The organism is Bacillus sp. TSO22 (genome assembly GCF_020223595.1).
In the GTDB taxonomy this organism is placed as follows: domain Bacteria; phylum Bacillota; class Bacilli; order Bacillales; family Bacillaceae; genus Bacillus; species Bacillus inaquosorum.
The window spans coordinates 473152-491236 of the sequence record NZ_JAHAWO010000009.1 but is presented as its reverse complement, the minus strand read 5'-3'; the positions used below and the strand labels follow the sequence as shown (position 1 = coordinate 491236).

The 18085-nt window shown below is 41.9% G+C and carries 20 protein-coding genes; 13 read left to right on the top strand and 7 right to left on the bottom strand.

Annotated features, from left to right (window positions below; translation table 11 throughout):
* Positions 1 to 199: 199 nt before the first annotated feature.
* The 4 genes from pdhA to lpdA all read left to right on the top strand — a co-directional run bounded on the left by pdhA (position 200) and on the right by lpdA (position 5156).
* Entirely contained in the window at positions 200 to 1315 is a 1116-nt protein-coding gene (gene pdhA / locus KHQ79_RS10980) for a pyruvate dehydrogenase (acetyl-transferring) E1 component subunit alpha (protein ID WP_003222294.1), read from the top strand.
* A gap of 3 nt (positions 1316 to 1318) precedes the next feature.
* A complete protein-coding gene (gene pdhB, locus KHQ79_RS10975) occupies positions 1319 to 2296 on the top strand; it encodes a pyruvate dehydrogenase complex E1 component subunit beta (RefSeq protein WP_014113660.1) in 978 nt (325 codons plus the stop codon).
* A 114-nt stretch (positions 2297 to 2410) separates the two neighbouring features.
* Positions 2411 to 3739, top strand: a complete 1329-nt coding sequence (gene pdhC, locus KHQ79_RS10970; RefSeq protein WP_225515135.1) for a pyruvate dehydrogenase complex dihydrolipoyllysine-residue acetyltransferase — start codon at positions 2411 to 2413, stop codon at positions 3737 to 3739.
* Positions 3740 to 3743: 4 nt separating this feature from the next.
* Positions 3744 to 5156, top strand: coding sequence for a dihydrolipoyl dehydrogenase (lpdA, locus tag KHQ79_RS10965; protein ID WP_003222288.1), 1413 nt, complete (start codon positions 3744 to 3746; stop codon positions 5154 to 5156).
* 44 nt (positions 5157 to 5200) lie between these two features.
* On the opposite strand, the gene slp is transcribed toward lpdA, so the two are convergent.
* Positions 5201 to 5575 carry a peptidoglycan-associated lipoprotein Slp gene (slp, locus tag KHQ79_RS10960; RefSeq protein WP_003238801.1) on the bottom strand — a complete coding sequence of 125 codons (375 nt, stop codon included), beginning with the start codon at positions 5573 to 5575 and terminating at the stop codon, positions 5201 to 5203.
* 418 nt (positions 5576 to 5993) lie between these two features.
* On the opposite strand from slp, the gene KHQ79_RS10955 reads away from it, so the two are divergent.
* A complete protein-coding gene (locus KHQ79_RS10955; RefSeq protein ID WP_003232305.1) occupies positions 5994 to 6113 on the top strand; it encodes a GapA-binding peptide SR1P in 120 nt (39 codons plus the stop codon).
* Between the two features lie 34 nt (positions 6114 to 6147).
* On the opposite strand, the gene speA is transcribed toward KHQ79_RS10955, so the two are convergent.
* Positions 6148 to 7620: an arginine decarboxylase gene (gene speA / locus KHQ79_RS10950; RefSeq protein WP_225515133.1), complete on the bottom strand. Its 1473-nt coding sequence runs from the start codon at positions 7618 to 7620 to the stop codon at positions 6148 to 6150.
* A gap of 184 nt (positions 7621 to 7804) precedes the next feature.
* Here speA and KHQ79_RS10945 point away from each other — a divergent pair, with 184 nt between their 5' ends.
* Positions 7805 to 8071, top strand: coding sequence for a UPF0223 family protein (locus tag KHQ79_RS10945; RefSeq protein WP_003238797.1), 267 nt, complete (start codon positions 7805 to 7807; stop codon positions 8069 to 8071).
* Positions 8072 to 8103: 32 nt separating this feature from the next.
* Here KHQ79_RS10945 and KHQ79_RS10940 read toward each other — a convergent pair whose 3' ends face one another.
* A complete protein-coding gene (locus KHQ79_RS10940) occupies positions 8104 to 8742 on the bottom strand; it encodes a YktB family protein (RefSeq protein ID WP_003238795.1) in 639 nt (212 codons plus the stop codon).
* 241 nt (positions 8743 to 8983) lie between these two features.
* Here KHQ79_RS10940 and KHQ79_RS10935 point away from each other — a divergent pair, with 241 nt between their 5' ends.
* From KHQ79_RS10935 to KHQ79_RS10925, 3 genes are all read left to right on the top strand, one after another.
* Positions 8984 to 9172, top strand: a complete 189-nt coding sequence (locus KHQ79_RS10935) for a hypothetical protein (RefSeq protein ID WP_009967148.1) — start codon at positions 8984 to 8986, stop codon at positions 9170 to 9172.
* Positions 9173 to 9310: 138 nt separating this feature from the next.
* Positions 9311 to 10108 carry an inositol monophosphatase family protein gene (gene suhB, locus KHQ79_RS10930; protein WP_225515131.1) on the top strand — a complete coding sequence of 266 codons (798 nt, stop codon included), beginning with the start codon at positions 9311 to 9313 and terminating at the stop codon, positions 10106 to 10108.
* A 25-nt stretch (positions 10109 to 10133) separates the two neighbouring features.
* The gene (locus tag KHQ79_RS10925) at positions 10134 to 10562 is read left to right on the top strand and encodes a GNAT family N-acetyltransferase (RefSeq protein ID WP_003238787.1); all 429 of its coding nucleotides are present in this window, start codon (positions 10134 to 10136) and stop codon (positions 10560 to 10562) included.
* A gap of 72 nt (positions 10563 to 10634) precedes the next feature.
* Here the strand turns inward: KHQ79_RS10925 and KHQ79_RS10920 are convergent, their stop codons facing one another.
* The 4 genes from KHQ79_RS10920 to nprE form a co-directional block, all read right to left on the bottom strand.
* Positions 10635 to 11549, bottom strand: coding sequence for a class I SAM-dependent methyltransferase (locus KHQ79_RS10920; RefSeq protein ID WP_225515129.1), 915 nt, complete (start codon positions 11547 to 11549; stop codon positions 10635 to 10637).
* A 142-nt stretch (positions 11550 to 11691) separates the two neighbouring features.
* Positions 11692 to 12594, bottom strand: coding sequence for a prolyl oligopeptidase family serine peptidase (locus KHQ79_RS10915; RefSeq protein ID WP_225515127.1), 903 nt, complete (start codon positions 12592 to 12594; stop codon positions 11692 to 11694).
* Between the two features lie 75 nt (positions 12595 to 12669).
* Positions 12670 to 13104, bottom strand: coding sequence for an Rrf2 family transcriptional regulator (locus KHQ79_RS10910; protein ID WP_019258305.1), 435 nt, complete (start codon positions 13102 to 13104; stop codon positions 12670 to 12672).
* A 99-nt stretch (positions 13105 to 13203) separates the two neighbouring features.
* Positions 13204 to 14769 (bottom strand): neutral metalloprotease NprE, encoded by a 1566-nt coding sequence (gene nprE, locus KHQ79_RS10905; RefSeq protein ID WP_225515125.1) that lies wholly within the window; start codon positions 14767 to 14769, stop codon positions 13204 to 13206.
* 289 nt (positions 14770 to 15058) lie between these two features.
* On the opposite strand from nprE, the gene KHQ79_RS10900 reads away from it, so the two are divergent.
* Genes KHQ79_RS10900 through KHQ79_RS10885 form a run of 4 tightly spaced genes read left to right on the top strand, consistent with a single transcriptional unit; the run spans position 15059 to position 18069 of the window.
* Positions 15059 to 16999, top strand: coding sequence for a hypothetical protein (locus tag KHQ79_RS10900; RefSeq protein ID WP_225515123.1), 1941 nt, complete (start codon positions 15059 to 15061; stop codon positions 16997 to 16999).
* Complete coding sequence (locus KHQ79_RS10895; protein ID WP_003238776.1) at positions 16989 to 17258, top strand: hypothetical protein; 270 nt, start codon at positions 16989 to 16991, stop codon at positions 17256 to 17258. The genes KHQ79_RS10900 and KHQ79_RS10895 overlap by 11 nt, the downstream gene beginning before the upstream one ends.
* Positions 17258 to 17779 (top strand): sigma-70 family RNA polymerase sigma factor, encoded by a 522-nt coding sequence (locus KHQ79_RS10890; protein ID WP_225515354.1) that lies wholly within the window; start codon positions 17258 to 17260, stop codon positions 17777 to 17779. Before KHQ79_RS10895 ends, KHQ79_RS10890 begins: the two co-directional genes overlap by 1 nt.
* On the top strand, positions 17776 to 18069 hold the full coding sequence (locus tag KHQ79_RS10885) for an anti-sigma factor family protein (RefSeq protein ID WP_003238772.1): 294 nt from the start codon (positions 17776 to 17778) through the stop codon (positions 18067 to 18069). Before KHQ79_RS10890 ends, KHQ79_RS10885 begins: the two co-directional genes overlap by 4 nt.
* Positions 18070 to 18085: the final 16 nt, after the last annotated feature.

Genomic DNA, 18085 nt, shown 5'->3' with positions numbered 1-18085 from the left:
TTGTATTAGTTTTTTACAACTTCGAAATAATACAGTTCAAAGCAGAGTGTAACTATCCTACATAAAAGGTTTCGGCAAACTGGGGATCGGCTAAAATATATACGACTTACTGCTGATACTTTAGGGTACCCTAAGTTTGTATGTATAAAAGGAATGCACGTCTAATGACTGTTTAAAAGAAAGGAAGAGGTGACTTAGTATGGCTGCAAAAACGAAAAAAGCTATCGTTGACAGTAAGAAGCAATTTGATGCCATTAAAAAGCAGTTCGAAACGTTCCAAATTTTAAATGAAAAGGGAGAAGTCGTGAATGAAGCGGCGATGCCTGATTTAACAGATGATCAATTAAAAGAGCTAATGCGCCGCATGGTATTTACGCGTGTGCTTGATCAGCGCTCTATCTCATTAAACCGTCAAGGACGTCTCGGATTCTACGCTCCTACTGCGGGTCAAGAAGCTTCTCAGATTGCAACGCATTTCGCGCTTGAAAAAGAAGACTTTGTACTTCCTGGATACCGTGATGTGCCTCAGTTAATTTGGCACGGCCTTCCATTATACCAAGCGTTTCTTTTCTCTCGCGGACATTTCAGAGGAAACCAAATGCCTGATGATGTGAATGCCCTTTCTCCACAAATCATTATCGGTGCTCAATACATTCAAACTGCCGGTGTTGCGCTTGGTCTTAAAAAGCGCGGCAAGAAAGCTGTCGCAATCACTTACACTGGTGACGGCGGAGCTTCACAAGGGGACTTCTACGAAGGAATTAACTTTGCCGGCGCTTATAAAGCACCTGCAATCTTCGTAGTACAAAACAACCGCTACGCGATTTCAACTCCGGTTGAAAAACAATCTGCGGCTGAAACAATTGCACAAAAAGCTGTCGCTGCCGGTATTGTCGGCGTACAAGTAGACGGAATGGATCCGCTTGCTGTATACGCTGCAACTGCTGAAGCACGCGAGCGCGCAATCAACGGCGAAGGCCCAACACTGATTGAAACACTTACATTCCGTTACGGCCCGCACACAATGGCTGGTGACGATCCGACTAAATACCGCACAAAAGAAATCGAAAATGAGTGGGAACAAAAAGATCCGCTTGTACGTTTCCGTGCGTTCCTTGAAAACAAAGGCTTATGGTCTGAAGAAGAAGAAGCAAAAGTAATTGAGGATGCGAAAGAAGAAATTAAGCAAGCGATCAAAAAAGCTGATGCTGAGCCTAAGCAAAAAGTAACTGATTTAATGAAAATCATGTACGAAAAAATGCCTCATAACCTTGAGGAGCAATTTGAAATTTATACACAGAAGGAGTCGAAGTAAGCCATGGCGCAAATGACAATGATTCAAGCAATCACGGATGCGTTACGCACAGAACTGAAAAATGACGAAAATGTCTTAGTTTTCGGAGAAGACGTTGGTGTAAACGGCGGCGTATTCCGTGCGACAGAAGGATTGCAAAAAGAATTCGGTGAAGACCGTGTGTTTGACACGCCACTTGCTGAATCTGGTATCGGCGGACTTGCCCTTGGTTTAGGCTTAAACGGCTTCCGTCCGGTAATGGAAATCCAATTCTTCGGATTTGTTTACGAAGTAATGGATTCTGTTTCTGGCCAAATGGCTCGTATGCGCTACCGTTCTGGCGGACGCTGGACTTCACCTGTAACAATTCGTTCTCCGTTCGGCGGCGGTGTTCATACTCCTGAACTTCACGCTGACAGCTTAGAAGGTCTTGTTGCACAGCAGCCTGGTATCAAAGTTGTTATTCCATCAACTCCTTACGATGCCAAAGGACTTTTAATTTCTGCAATCAGAGACAATGATCCTGTTGTTTTCTTAGAACACATGAAGCTTTACCGTTCTTTCCGTCAGGAAGTTCCTGAAGAAGAATACACAATTGAGCTTGGCAAAGCTGACGTAAAACGTGAAGGTACTGACCTTTCAATCATCACTTACGGCGCAATGGTTCATGAATCATTAAAAGCTGCCGAAGAGCTTGAAAAAGACGGCATTTCAGCTGAAGTTGTCGACCTTCGTACTGTAAGCCCGCTTGATATCGATACAATCATCGCATCTGTAGAAAAAACAGGACGCGCGATTGTTGTTCAAGAGGCACAAAAACAAGCCGGTATTGCTGCAAACGTAGTAGCAGAAATTAATGACCGTGCGATCTTGAGCTTGGAAGCGCCTGTACTTCGCGTGGCTGCGCCTGATACAGTATTTCCTTTCTCTCAAGCGGAGAGTGTATGGCTTCCAAACCATAAAGACGTTCTTGAAACAGCAAGAAAAGTACTTGAATTTTAATCAAACTGCATAATCGAGAGGGAAGATGAACGTTTTCCCTCTATTATATATCTGTTTTCAATGCTTACGATGTAAACTTTAAAATTGCTTAATCAAACTAGGAGGTCGAGAACTGTGGCATTTGAATTTAAACTTCCAGATATCGGGGAAGGTATCCACGAAGGCGAAATCGTAAAATGGTTTGTCAAGCCTAACGATGAGGTAGACGAAGATGATGTACTGGCTGAAGTCCAAAATGATAAAGCAGTAGTAGAAATTCCTTCACCTGTTAAAGGAAAAGTATTAGAATTAAAAGTTGAAGAGGGAACGGTTGCAACTGTTGGACAAACGATCATTACGTTTGATGCACCTGGTTACGAAGATCTTCAATTTAAAGGCAGCGATGAGTCTGACGATGCGAAAACTGAAGCACAAGTTCAGTCAACTGCAGAAGCTGGACAAGACGTTGCGAAAGAAGAGCAAGCTCAAGAGCCTGCAAAAGCAACTGGCGCAGGACAGCAGGATCAAGCTGAAGTTGACCCGAACAAACGCGTGATCGCTATGCCTTCTGTACGTAAATATGCTCGTGAAAAAGGCGTAGACATCCGTAAAGTAACTGGTTCAGGCAACAACGGACGTGTTGTAAAAGAAGATATCGACAGCTTTGTAAACGGAGGAGCGCAAGAAGCTGCGCCGCAAGAAACAGCTGCACCACAAGAAACAGCTGCTAAACCGGCTGCTGCACCAGCTCCAGAGGGCGAATTCCCAGAAACACGCGAAAAAATGAGCGGTATCCGTAAAGCAATTGCGAAAGCGATGGTTAACTCTAAACACACTGCTCCTCACGTAACGTTAATGGACGAAGTGGACGTAACAAACCTTGTTGCACATCGTAAACAGTTCAAACAGGTTGCTGCTGATCAAGGAATCAAGCTGACTTACTTGCCTTACGTTGTAAAAGCTCTTACATCTGCACTGAAAAAATTCCCTGTTTTAAACACGTCAATTGACGATAAAACAGATGAAGTAATCCAAAAACATTACTTCAACATCGGTATCGCTGCAGACACTGAAAAAGGTTTGCTTGTACCGGTTGTGAAAAATGCAGATCGTAAATCTGTCTTTGAAATTTCTGATGAGATCAATGGCCTTGCAACAAAAGCTCGTGAAGGCAAGCTTGCTCCAGCTGAAATGAAAGGCGCATCTTGCACAATTACAAACATCGGTTCTGCCGGCGGACAATGGTTCACTCCGGTTATCAACCATCCAGAAGTTGCGATTCTTGGTATCGGACGTATTGCAGAAAAAGCGATTGTTCGTGATGGCGAAATCGTAGCAGCTCCAGTCTTAGCTCTTTCTCTCAGCTTCGACCACCGTATGATCGACGGAGCAACTGCGCAAAATGCATTAAATCACATCAAGCGTTTACTGAACGATCCACAATTCATTTTAATGGAGGCGTAATGTTATGGTAGTAGGAGATTTCCCTATTGAAACAGATACTCTTGTAATTGGTGCGGGACCTGGCGGCTATGTAGCTGCCATCCGCGCTGCACAGCTTGGACAAAAAGTAACAGTCGTTGAAAAAGCAACTCTTGGAGGCGTTTGTCTGAACGTTGGATGTATCCCTTCAAAAGCGCTGATCAATGCAGGCCACCGTTATGAGAATGCAAAGCATTCTGACGACATGGGAATCACTGCTGAAAACGTATCAGTTGATTTCACAAAAGTTCAAGAATGGAAAGCTTCTGTTGTAAACAAGCTTACTGGCGGTGTAGCAGGTCTTCTTAAAGGCAACAAAGTAGATGTTGTAAAAGGTGAAGCTTACTTTGTAGACAGCAATTCAGTTCGTGTTATGGATGAGAACTCTGCTCAAACATACACGTTCAAAAACGCAATCATTGCAACTGGTTCTCGTCCTATCGAATTGCCAAACTTCAAATATACTGAGCGTGTCCTAAATTCAACAGGCGCTTTGGCTCTTAAAGAAATTCCTAAGAAGCTCGTTGTTATCGGCGGCGGCTACATCGGAACTGAGCTTGGAACTGCGTATGCTAACTTCGGAACTGAGCTTGTTATTCTTGAAGGCGGAGATGAAATTCTTCCTGGCTTCGAAAAACAAATGAGCTCTCTCGTTACACGCAGACTGAAGAAAAAAGGCAACGTTGAAATCCATACAAATGCGATGGCTAAAGGCGTTGAAGAAAGACCAGACGGCGTAACAGTTACTTTTGAAGTAAAAGGCGAAGAAAAAACTGTTGATGCTGATTACGTACTGATTACAGTAGGACGCCGTCCAAACACTGACGAGCTTGGTCTTGAGCAAGTCGGTATTGAAATGACGGACCGCGGTGTCGTGAAAACTGACAAACAGTGCCGCACAAACGTACCTAACATTTATGCAATCGGTGATATCATCGAAGGACCGCCGCTTGCTCACAAAGCATCTTACGAAGGTAAAATCGCAGCAGAAGCTATCGCTGGAGAGCCTGCAGAAATCGATTACCTTGGTATTCCTGCGGTTGTCTTCTCTGAGCCTGAACTTGCATCAGTTGGTTACACTGAAGCGCAGGCGAAAGAAGAAGGTCTTGATATCGTTGCTGCTAAATTCCCATTTGCAGCAAACGGCCGTGCGCTTTCTCTTAACGAAACAGACGGCTTCATGAAGCTGATCACTCGTAAAGAGGACGGTCTTGTGATCGGTGCGCAAATCGCCGGCGCAAGTGCTTCTGACATGATTTCTGAATTAAGCTTAGCGATCGAAGGCGGCATGACTGCTGAAGATATCGCGATGACAATTCACGCTCACCCAACATTGGGCGAAATCACAATGGAAGCAGCTGAAGTAGCAATCGGAAGTCCGATTCACATCGTAAAATAATGCTCATATCAAAAACAGCCCTCGCTCAAAGCGGGGCTGTTTTTTTATTTTGACAGCACATGCTGTAATGGTTTAATGATGTCTTCTTTCTTTTTCACACATCCCTCGATTTTCACCACGACATGGCGCTGATCCACAACCATAAGGGTAGGGACGGTTTCAATCTCATCTTCCCAGCCCTCTTTGTTATCATAGACCTTCATTTTATCTATTTGCTCAGGATAATCTTTTTCTAAATCAAGCAGTGCATCATAATATGGCGCTTCCTGGTCAATTTGGTTTTCATCAGAAAAAAACAGGATTTGTGTATGATGAATGTTGTCAATCCGGCTTTTTTTCATCGGATTGATGGTGGAAAGCGTACAGCCCGATAAAGCAAATACTATTATCAGTATGGGGAATACCGCGCGATATCGCATCTATCTTCTCCTCTGTATAAACAATAGTAAACTAGTTTTAGTTTATCATGAGAGGCGGCTTAAACTGCTTCTTGTTACCTAATTGTTATATAATTGAAACCGTTTTTAAAGTGACATTACATATCATATCAATCGTTTAAAATAGCGATCTGGGAGTATATAGGATTTATCGCTGTGTTCTTCAATAAACGTTCAAGAAAACATGAAATCATAAATATGTTTTGGCATATGTATCGATTAAAGCTGTTGCATGAAGAAGATATAGTGTGATGGAAGACGAAAAAATATGCTATATATAAGGATATAGAAATAAATGTGTTATACAATTTATTGTTGACATTTTAAATGTGACATATTAATATAATAGCAACAAAAGAAATTAAGCGTTTTCAAATTTCAAAGAAATGGGGAATGAGAGATGGGTACGATTGTTTGCCAAGATTGCAACGAAGCCATTCATTACTTTGAAGATGAGAAAGTGACAACATTATACGGAACATGCTGCGGACAATGTCAATGTCCTGTTGATGAAGAGTAAAAAAAGCATGCGGCTCAAGCCGCATGCTTTTTATTTATTGAATCGCTTTTTGCTCTTTAATGACCCGGATCATGTTTAGCGTCGAGTCCTCAGGCCCTTGAACAGGGAGACCTGCGTCGAGGTTCTTGAAAATGTAGCTGATGTTTTCTTCTGTAATAATCTCACCTGGAATGAAGATTGGAATACCAGGCGGATATACCATGACAAATTCAGCGATAATCCGTCCGGATGCTTCTTTTAATGGGATGACTTCCGTATTTGCATAGAAAGCATCACGCGGTGTCATTGCCAATAAAGGAATTTCCGGAAGCAAAACCTCAGTTTGCCGATGTGTTACATCTTGTTCTGACATTTGATGTGCGATCTCCGTTAAAGCCTCTACAAGCCGGTCTGCATCATTTTGGCTGTCACCAGGGGTGAAAATACACAAAATATTGTACAGATCAGAAAGCTCAACTTCAATATTAAAGGATTCACGAAGCCATTTTTCAACGTCATGACCTGTAAGCCCAAGATTTTTGACAGAGATAATCAATTTTGTCGGGTCATAGCTGTAAGCTGCTTTCGAACCAAGCATCTCAGAACCGACACAATAAATGCCTTCAATCTGATTGAGGCGATCTCTCGTCTGGTTGGCAAGCTTCAGTGTCTCCTCAGCAAGGTGATGGCCTTCTGTTGCAAGGCGTTTTCTGGCAACATCCAGAGAGGCGAGAAGCAAGTAAGATGTTGACGTTGTTGTAAGCATGCTCAGGATGGATTGCACTCTGTCTTTAGATACAAGGCCTTCTCTCATGTTTAAAATAGAGCTTTGTGTCAGTGATCCGCCCAGTTTGTGGACACTTGTCGCTGCTATGTCTGCTCCTGCCTGCATAGCTGAAAGCGGCAATTCATCGTGAAAATGAATATGAACGCCGTGTGCTTCATCAACAAGCACCGGCACATCGAACGAATGAGCGAGTTCTACGATGCTTTTTAAGTCGGCTGCAACACCGAAATATGTCGGGTTGATGACGAGAAGCCCTTTTGCATCTGGGTGCTCGGTAAGTGCCCGTTTAGCAGATTCGAGTGTAATGCCGTGGGAGATGCCCAATTCATTGTCAATTTCAGGATGAATAAAGATTGGGATCGCTCCGGAAAATACAATAGCTGTCATAATTGATTTGTGCACATTTCTTGGAATAATAATTTTATCTCCAGGTCCGCAAACAGCCATCACCATTGTCATAATGGCGCCGCTTGTTCCTTGAACAGAAAAAAATGTGTGGTCCGCGCCAAATGCTTCAGCCGCCAGATCCTGTGCTTGTTTAATGATGCCTTTTGGCGCGTGCAGGTCATCTAATGGTTCAATATTGATTAAATCTATGCTTAACGCGTTTTCACCGATAAATTGTCTGAATTCTGGGTCCATTCCTGCCCCTTTTTTATGGCCGGGAATGTGGAATTGAACAGGCTGTCTGCTTGCATGCTTTTTCAGTCCTGTGTATAAGGGTGTTTCATGTTGCGACAATTGTTTTCCCACCTTTGTAATCATACCTATGCATAATAGTGTGTATTAAAATCAGTTTCTCAACCGTTTTTTAGACGTAAAACAAATGAATTATATTATGAACTTGAAAGAATGTAAAGAACAATTTATGATCAAATGAAGATGCTTTCTCTTAAGGGAAGCAAATCTATAAGGAGTGAAGAAAATGGAATACCAATATCCGATGAATGAAGATTGGACAACCGAAGAAGCAGTAGATGTGATTGCGTTTTTCCAGCAGGTTGAGCATGCATATGAAAAAGGTGCGGATCGTGAAGAACTGCTTAAAGCTTACCGCCGTTTCAAGGAGATTGTCCCGGGGAAGGCCGAGGAGAAAAAGCTATGCAGCGAGTTTGAAGAACAAAGTACATACTCTCCTTATCGTACGGTCAAACAAGCAAGAGAATCTGATCAGGCGAAGATTAAGATGTAAGAAAAAGAGCCGGGTGATATCCCGGCTCTTTTTTATGCTTGTGATACTTTTTGGGTGAAACGGTACAGAAAAGCAAGCTGCTGGAAGGCATCGTCGATACGCTGAAGGAATTCCTGGTTATTCATATTCAGCACTTCTTCTTTTTGAAGCTGGATGCCGCATAACAGCTCGGCTTTCTTTATAGTCTGCAAACGCTCAAACAACGTCTTCAGCTGTTCCTTGTCCATTTCAGACTGCTTATGTACTCCCGGTTTTGTGTGATCTGCGGACCAAACGAAGCTGTCTGGAATATTCTTGGTAATCGTTTCCTGGTTCGCTTCAAGCAATTTGCCGTATTCTTCTTTGATAGGGGATTCATAAATAATCGCGAACCACACAAATACGTGGCTTTCCCATAAACCAATCTGAAAATGCGGCAGTTTTTTATAGCCTCTTTTGCTGTTTGCGAACGCCACCCAGCTGTCAGCAGGGGGATTGACGGATCTTCTTGCGTGCTTTGCCACATGCGGAAACATTTCATCTCCGGTTAGAGCTGATAAAGTTGGGGCAAAATGTTCGCCTAGAGCTGTAAGCTTCGGACGGACCGTCTCTTTTAATACTTCCATGCGCGCGTCTAAGCCTTCTATTGTAAATGTGTTAAAGTCTTCTTCCGTAAAACGCATTTGTGTCATGATTTTTCCTCCTTCATGCTAAGTATACATATTTTATCACAGTTAGGACGAGCGGCAAAAAGATTGAGCGCGTTTGAAGAAAGGGGAAATGTGGTAATAAATGAGTAGGTAAACACACAATTTTCAGAATCATGTTACGCGCAAATAGAACAATCATACGATATAAGAAGTAATCATTGTTGAATGGCAAAATGGGATGCTTTTTTTACAAACAAATGATCTCTGGAAGGGGCGAAAGACAATGAGGCAAGTTGTGAAAGAGGGATTTAAGGAAGAGAAAAACAATCGTGTAGCTGTCTGGAGACTAGAGGTTGATTATGAATTGGCAACCCTATATGAAGCAATGCAAAAAGAAAATGAAGAACAGATTGAGCAAAGCAAAAACAAACTTGAGCGACTCAGAAAAGAATGGATTCGTCTTAACGGGTAAAAAAGCGATAGTGAAAACGAACCGCGTGAATGGTTCGTTTTTACATGAGAAGGGATATTTTTCATTTTCCTTGCTTTTTCACCGCCGTTATCAGTATCCTATAAAATAAAGGTCTACATAGAAGAGAGGTACGCACGAATGACAAATTGGACGGAAATTGATGAAATTGCAAAGAAATGGGTAAAAGAAGCAGGCGCGAGAATTAAACAATCCATGCATGAAAGCCTGACAATTGAAACGAAATCAAATCCGAATGATTTAGTCACCAATATTGACAAAGAAACGGAAAAGTTTTTCATTGACCGCATTCAAGAAACGTTTCCGGGACACCGCATACTCGGCGAAGAAGGGCAAGGGGACAAACTCCACTCACTGGAGGGAGTCGTCTGGATTATCGACCCGATTGACGGGACGATGAATTTTGTGCACCAGCAGAGAAATTTCGCAATTTCAATCGGAATTTTTGAAAACGGAGAAGGGAAAATCGGGTTAATTTATGATGTGGTGCATGATGAGCTGTATCACGCATTTAGCGGCAGAGGAGCTTATATGAATGAAACAAAGCTGGCTCCCTTAAAAGAAACCGTCATTGAAGAAGCGATTCTTGCCATTAATGCGACATGGGTGACGGAAAACAGAAGAATTGATCCAAGTGTGCTAGCGCCCCTTGTGAAAAGAGTCAGAGGCACTCGCTCCTACGGTTCTGCTGCTTTAGAGCTGGCAAATGTTGCGGCAGGAAGAATAGATGCTTACATCACGATGCGGCTTGCGCCATGGGATTATGCAGCCGGCTGTGTGCTGTTAAATGAAGTAGGAGGCTTTTATACGACCATTGAGGGAGAGCCGTTTACCTTTTTAGAAAATCACAGTGTGCTGGCCGGAAACCCATCTATACATAAAACGATATTTGAAGAGTATCTTCATGCTGGAAAGTAGGCCTTTTGAACAAGATGACCTCAGCTTGTTAGAGAAGCTCGCGGAGGCTCATCCTGTATGGAAAGAGGAGGAGTTTGGGGAGAAAGATGCAGAAAGCTATATAATCTCCTATTCCATGTACAACGGGTCATGGCTTGTATGGGAAAAAGATGGTCAGCCTGTTGCCGTCAGCTATCATCTCGAGTGGGCGCCTTCCAACGGAAAGCCGTGGCTTGGAACGGTGCTGGTAGACCCGGCTGAAGAAAAAAAGGGACATGCGAGGATAATCATTGAACGGATCAGCAAATCGCTTAGAGACAAACATAAAGCGATGTTTGCGGCAGTTCCCATTGACCGCAGTGAATGGATACTGTTTTTGAGCCAATGCGGCTTTGAACAGCTGAAAACGGAAAATGATGAGAAAGGCAAATCATTTTTGATCCTGGTAAAGCCTTTAGCGGAAGCTGCCGTATGATGACGGCAGCTTACTTTTTTTATGCCAGTACCTTAAAAAGCCTCCCAAAATTGAGAGGCATCTGTTAAAAAATTATTTTTTCACTGCATGAATATAATGAATCGCTTCAAACGCTGACAAATAGTCTGTTCGATTGCCAAAGAAAAGGCCATTAATGTCGTCTGGTGATAGATGTTCATAAATCAGCAAACCTGATGACTCTAACATTCTTTCAATTTCATCATAAGTAAAACAAGATTTCATCGGTTCTCCGCTTGCAGCAGCCATCTTCACCATATGTTCAACTCTATTTGATGTTCCTTTTGCAGTAAAGAGTGTTTCGTCCGCATAATCAAAAACGATAGAGCTCCCTGATGGGACATGAGAAAATAAATTGCTGATCAAGATTGCATTTTCTTCTCGTGTTAAATAATAAGACACTCCCAGAAGGCTAAAGAATGTTTTTGTGTTTTCAAATCCTTTATCTATGAGAGGCTGATACGAAAACGTTTTGGTAAAATCCATAGGAACAAAGTGAAGATGTTCAGGAACTGTCAGATTTGCATCTGTCAGTTTATTTTTTTTGAATTGCTGTGTAGCCGGATGATCAACCTCGAAAACTTGTAAGCTGTTTTCCAATTCAGGATGCCGAAAACAGAAAGTATCGAGCCCGGCCCCAAGAATGACATACTGTTTTGCTCCAAGCATTAATTCGTTGTGTAAGACTTTTTCGCAATACGAAGCACGTGCTAAGGGCGTGGGCGACAGCTGGACTTGCGTAACCCATTTTAATATTTCTTCGGGATCATTTTGCAGGCGTTCAGCAATCTCTTTATTGAAAAACGTGATTCCTTGAATCATATTCTCGCTGATGTCGGAAAACTCTTTTTCGTTAATAAGCTCTTTTGCAATAAAATCATCAAAAATGAGAGGCGTGTCATATCGGCTGTGATACGCACGGGCAAAAGCTGAAATCAAAGACGTTAAGCTGGACTCATTTTTCCTCATGAAATGATCCTCCCATAAAAAAATAAGATTCCCCTGGCCAGGAGAATCTTATTATACATATAAATATATTAATAGTAAATTATAGCATAAATAAAATTTTTTGTCAATGTTTTTGCTCTTTCTTCAGTCGTATGAACTTCCTTTATTTCATATGCTTACGTTCATTCTTTAGATAGCAGTTAAAAAAATCTTTTACAATGTTAAGAGTATGATGCTGGGTAAAACCGATATGTCCGGCCTCCTTTATTTTATACATAATGGCATCGTGGCCTGCTTTTTTTAGTGCGTGATAAAATTCAGCGCTTTGCTCATACGGAACGACGTCATCCTGATCACCATGCATAATAAGAATTGGCGGCGCCTTGCGATGTACATATTCAATAGGGCTGGCTTTTCTGGCTTTTTCCTTATGTTCCTGAATTGCCCCGCCAATAAGCTTTGATTCAGGAGAATGAGGGGAGTCATGGTCAAAAATAGACGGATATCGGCTCATTGTCAGTAAATCGGTCGGCCCAAACCAATCTGCAATGGCCTGCACTCGACTCGATACATGTGCATATTCCCGGTTTCCATCGAATTCTTTTAATCCTTCAGTTAATCCGAGCAGTAGAGCCAAGTGTCCGCCGGAAGAATCTCCCCAAACCCCGATGTTTTGCGGATCGATACTGTATGCTGAAGCGTTGGCTTTTAAAAAACGTATTGCTGTTTTTACATCCTGCAGCTGAGCGGGGAAGACTGCATCGCCGCTTCCTCTGTACTGCACACTTGCGATGGTGTACCCCTCTTTTGCAAATTCAGCAAGCTGAGGCAAAAAAGCGTATGTATCCTGTTTTGTCCAGCCCCAGCCGCATCCTTGTAAATAAACAATTAAAGGGTAGGTTTCTTGGTTGCCCTTTTTGTCAAACAACGCATCCATTGGATCACGGCGTACCAACAAATTTAATGTAAGAGTAGTATTTTCTACGGTTGAAAATTCAATATCGGGAATGAGTTGTACATAGGAATTAACATTTTGCTCCCAATGAAGTTCTTTTATTTCTTTCATCTCATCATCTCCAGTATGAAATAGGGTTTAATCGTTGTAATAAACTTCATTACAACGGTTATAAAAAAAGTATGCTTACTGTGAAGCATTTCTTTTTTGAACGATTAATTCAGTCAGTTCCTTTACGCTTGTTTCCTTCAATATATTCTCCATGGCATCTTGGGCTTTTAATAAAATGAGCTCGAGAACACGATGAATATTTGCTCCGACCCAGCAGTTTGGGTTGGGATTTTCATGGGAATGAAAAAGCGCGCCTTCTTCAACAACTTCAGTGGCCTTATAGATGTCGTATAAAGTGATGGCGTCTGCATCTTTTAATAAATAAGCCCCACCCGAACCCCTTTTCACATCGATTAGACCTGCTTTTTTTAATAAGCGGCTGATTTGGCGAATAATGACTGGATTGGTATTTACGCTGTCAGCCATTTGTTCTGAGGTGAGGTGATCCGTCCGCACATTTAATAGAGACAACATATGTACGGCTATCGTGAAGCGGGTGCTGATTCTCATGGTATCATCCTTTCGTTGTAATGATTATACTTACAACGAAAAAGGAAATCAATACATGTAACGAAAAAAAGCCTGAGAGATCTCAGGCTTTTTCTAATATTACAATCCAACAGCATTCCAGGCTGCTTCAACTTTAGCGGCATCAGTTGAGCCGTACAGATCACGGGCAGACTGAATAAGAGCTGCCTTTGCATCTTTGAACGTGGAAGAAGGCGTGAGGTACGTTGTTAACGCACGGTAATAGATTTGCTGTGATTTAGATACACCAAGCTTTGTAATGGTATTGTAAGCGGCTTTGTTTGGAATCCCGCTGTTTATGTGTACGCCGCCATAATCGCCTTCATCTGTGTTTGGAAGGTTTTGATAATCGGCGTAGTTGTCAGGCTGATCGTATTTTGTCGGATTGGACAGGCTGCGGAGAGCAGGCTGGCTGACTGTAATGTCTTCACCAATGTCCCAGTCTTCTGTATCTGTAAAATAACCGAATACGTCAGAGAATGATTCGTTTAATGCCCCCGGCTGATTTTCATAAATCAAGTTGGCCGTTTCTTGAGTGACGCCATGTGTCATTTCATGTGCTGTCACATCTAATGAGCCGGAAAGCGGAGAGAAGAATGATCCGTCGCCGTCACCGTAAATCATTTGATCGCCTGTCCATGCAGCATTGTTATACCGAGTGCCGTAGTGAACGGAAGAAACGATTTTACTGCCTTTGTTATCATAGCTGTTCCGTTTAAATGTCGAATAAAAATAATCGTACACTTTACCAAGGTTATAGTGGGCGTCAACGGCTGCCCGCTGAGATGAAGTTGTAAATGTATTAGTTGTGCTTGAGACAAGCGTTCCCGGAAGGCGGCTTTGTCTGTTTTGCAAGTCATATGTGATGATTTGAGTGCCTGTTGGTTTTGAAAGATCTCTTAGAACGTATTTTCCGCTCTCATAAGAGATGTTCAAAGGAACGGTTGCGCCCTTTAGAGTTGTTCCGCTTCCAGTGGCGGCAGCATGCTCTACTTTATTTTGCTGTTTTAATATGCTGCCTGTTTCGGCATCAACTAAGACTTCCCAGTTTGCAGGTTCAGGCTCGATATAGCGAATCGTCACATCGTAAGCAAGACGATAGCTGCCGTCCTTTGTTTCTACCGCTTTTAACTCGGCTTTATCACTGTTTTTGGCCGTTCCGTTAGAAACAGCGTCTGGTGATTTGCCGATGGCTTTGAAAGCGAGTGCCAGCGCTTTTTCAGAAGAGACTTTTTGGCTGTTTTCTGTTTTGCCAGCAGATTGATTGTGTAATTCACCATTGACCGCATAGACATTATCGGATTTATCGACGTGAACGATCACTTGTGAATCTTTAATAGGCACTCCATTAACCACAGGCGCATATCGAAAGTGCTTGTACCCAAGGGCATCAGTCGTGCTTTCAACTAGCTTCAGCCTTTTAGCAGGGTCACCTTTGAAAATGTTACTGTTCTTTTTCAAAAACTGTTTGACAGCCTTGTCATTTGGTGCAGATAGTTCTGATTGCGCAATTGCGTTTTTGGAGAGGAAATTTGTTTGATTCTCTTTAAGCTGATGACTTTCAGCAGCCTGAACACCAGGAAGGCTGATTGACAAACTCATAAACGAAGCAGCGACAGCAACAGACAATTTCTTACCTAAACCCACAATAAATCCCCCTTTTTGAAAATACTGAAAAATCTTTATATCGTTATATTAAACTAGCATTCTGGAATACTCAACAAAAACTAACATAACTAGACAAAATTGATAGAATTGTCCTGTGTTTATTTTTGCTGAATAATATCAAGATGAGTCATGTGTCATGTGATGGTGCATTGCAAGTGTTATGTCTTTTTACATATCAAGGAGAAGATGAGAGATTTTTTGTTTCTTATTGAAACTTTTTGACAAGCCGGCTGTCTAACCGACTGAGGCCTTAATAAGAAGTAAAGGATTGTTGTTCTTGTTGGAGTTATTCAGTCATTATGTATTGCATTTCGAACGTTATTTTATATTAAGCAGACAAAGCACCTTGCTGATTCAATGGTCCATTGTTGTTCTTGCGGGCTTATATCTATTGGTGCATCATCCTAAAATAAACCGGTACCGCACAATGTTCTTGGCAGGTGTCTTATTGCGGATTGTTTTGCTGGCCGGGGTGTCTGTTGAACTCATTCATCAGGTGCAAGTAACAAACTTTTCCAGTGCTTACTTGAGGGATGATGGAAATGAACTGCTGCCGCTGTTGCATTTTTTGTTATACGGATACGTGCTGCTGACGGCTTTTCACTATATGCTGGTGCTTCGTGATCATGGCGGAAAAGGCATGTTTTATACGTTTGATCTTGCCGTTGTCAGTTTGCCGATTGTACAAATGATATTCAGTTTCTTTTCGTTTTTGAAGGAATATCCTGATGGGGTCGAGCCGATTGATTTCGTGTTCCTGTTTTTAATCATCATTCTACCTATTGTGTTGAATGTACTGTTTTTCAAACTGTATTGGAGAACAAATAAGATTTTACTGGGTTTATTTTATACGCTGATTATCGGACTGCTTGTCCTGCTGCTTGCGCCATATCCTGAGCATATCTCGATTGACTATGGTGCGGTGATGCCATATACGATTTATTTGACAATGGCGGGATTTTTGATGAGCTATCATCTGTTCCAAAAGTCAGGGAAGGTTTATGTGCGTGTGAATAAGTGGCTGACGATGGCTGTCATTGTGTTTTTTATCTTGCTCTTAAATCCGATATATAACATAGGAACGGCTGCTTTCGCTGTTTCAAAGCCAGCAAATGTCCACGATTCATTCAATTTTGTAGGAGAGCACATTTCATCAGAAAAAGCGGAACAGATACTAAAGTCGTTTTTTCCTACGGATGAGACATTGTATTTGCATGATACAAAGATGGATGTGCATTATTTCTACTCATTTGAAAGCATGAGCTATGAGGCTGAAGTGGATGAGGTGTCACAGCTGATTCTTAATTATCAGTACTTGAAAAAGCCGCGGGGAAAAACGCTTACTGATCAAGAGTACGTCCGGAAATCCGTTGCTTTCCTTGAACGGCATGGCCGTGTGTTAAATAAGGATCATGTCGAAACAGTGGTATCCAAAGAAGACGGCCAGACAGTCGTACATATATTCTTGAAAAATCAATTTCATAAAAAAGATAACGATGATGAAGGCACAGTATTTTATTGGGAAAAGGAAACCTTAATGGGCTTTGGTGAAGATCCTTCTATTTATCAGCTTAATTCTCTTCAGCATGTTCATATCACAGAACGAGACATACACGACAAAGTGAAGGAAATGTTTGCAGTTTTAAACATACCGAAACAGCCTTATCAGATCACAGATATTGAAAGCGACAGCCTGCTTGGAAGTTTAGTGCAAGTTGAAACAAAAGACGGAATTGTTTTGGACTTTGAAAGTGAATCCGGCAGTTTACAAAGTCTTTCGCTTCCAACGAAAAAGAATATCTCATTGACAAACAGTCGGCTGCAACAGCAAATATTATTGGTCTTCGGTGCTGATGTATCAGAAATGAAGAAAAAAAGCAGGCAGAGTGATACGGTGATGTATCATGACTCTTCTAAAACGTACGAGCTTTTTGAAGATCAAGGGCTGCTTAACGTTTATGTTTACAGCGATACACGCGATAAATCATTTCCTTATACGTATCGTGATGGAAAATTGGCTTATGAAAAAGTAGCTGCTGCATATCGGGATGTCATTTATAAAAAGCGCATGCGTCCGATTATCATTCAAAGAGGAAATGAACGCCATTATGCATGGCTGATCATTATTCAGCCGTTCGGGTCAAACCGCCATGATGCTTACGTGGTGGATGGAGAAACACAAGAGGTGAAAAGTCTTTATGAATCATAAAGAAAAAGAGTCTGTTTTTTTAGATTTATACGACCTATATAAAGAGGGTGAGCTAGAGGATGAATCAATGGAATGGATGAAACAGCATGAGCCCTTATATCAAAAGAGCGCGGAAGGCTTAAAGAGTGAATCTTGTTTCAAGAGAAGCCCGGGTGCTGAAGAAGAGAACCAAATTAGACATATGAAAGTATACCTGTCTTCCATGTATATCTGTTTCATTTTATTGGCCATCTGGATGACGGTGTGGTTTTACTTTTAATGAAGCATAGGGATTCTATTGAGGACTTGTATCGACAGTATTACCAAGAAATTTTGAATTATTTATTCAGAAGGACTCATCACCTTGAAACAGCCAAGGACTTAGCGCAGGACACGTTTATGAAAGCTCTAAACGGTTTGTCTTCGTTTAGGGGGCATTCTTCCATCAGAACGTGGCTTTATACAATTGCACATCACACCTTTGTTAATTGGTACCGCAGGGATGTCAAATACCAATTTACTGATATCAGCAAAAATGAAGGGTTAACGCAGACAACTTATGAACAGCCTGAACAGTATCTGTCACGGATGGTAAAAAACGAAACACTTCGGCAGGAGCTCCTGCAGTTAAAGGATCAGCATCAATCCGTTTTGATTTTAAGAGAATTCCAAGAGCTTTCTTATGAAGAAATCGCGGAGATATTAGGATGGAGTCTTTCAAAGGTGAAAACCACACTTCACCGGGCCAGATTAGAGCTTAAGAAAAACATGGCGAAAAGAAGAGAGGAGGAGGGGATATGACCTGCTTTCTAGTAAGAGACCTGCTTCCTCTGTATCTTGAAGGTGATTGTAAAAGAGAAACGGAACACGTCATTGAAGAGCATTTAAAAACCTGCAGCAGCTGTAGAGAAATGTTTGACATGATGGCTGAGCCTTTTGAATTGGAAGGTGAACAGGCCGTTGAGGAGAATTTTCTGCCGGAAGAGGAAATACGGTTTAAACAGAGGTACTACGGTTTGCTGATCGTTAAAGCTGCCTGCTGGTTTGGAGCGGCGGTTGCCGTGATGCTGATCATCAAACTGCTGATATAAGGAAAAGCGCTTGCCG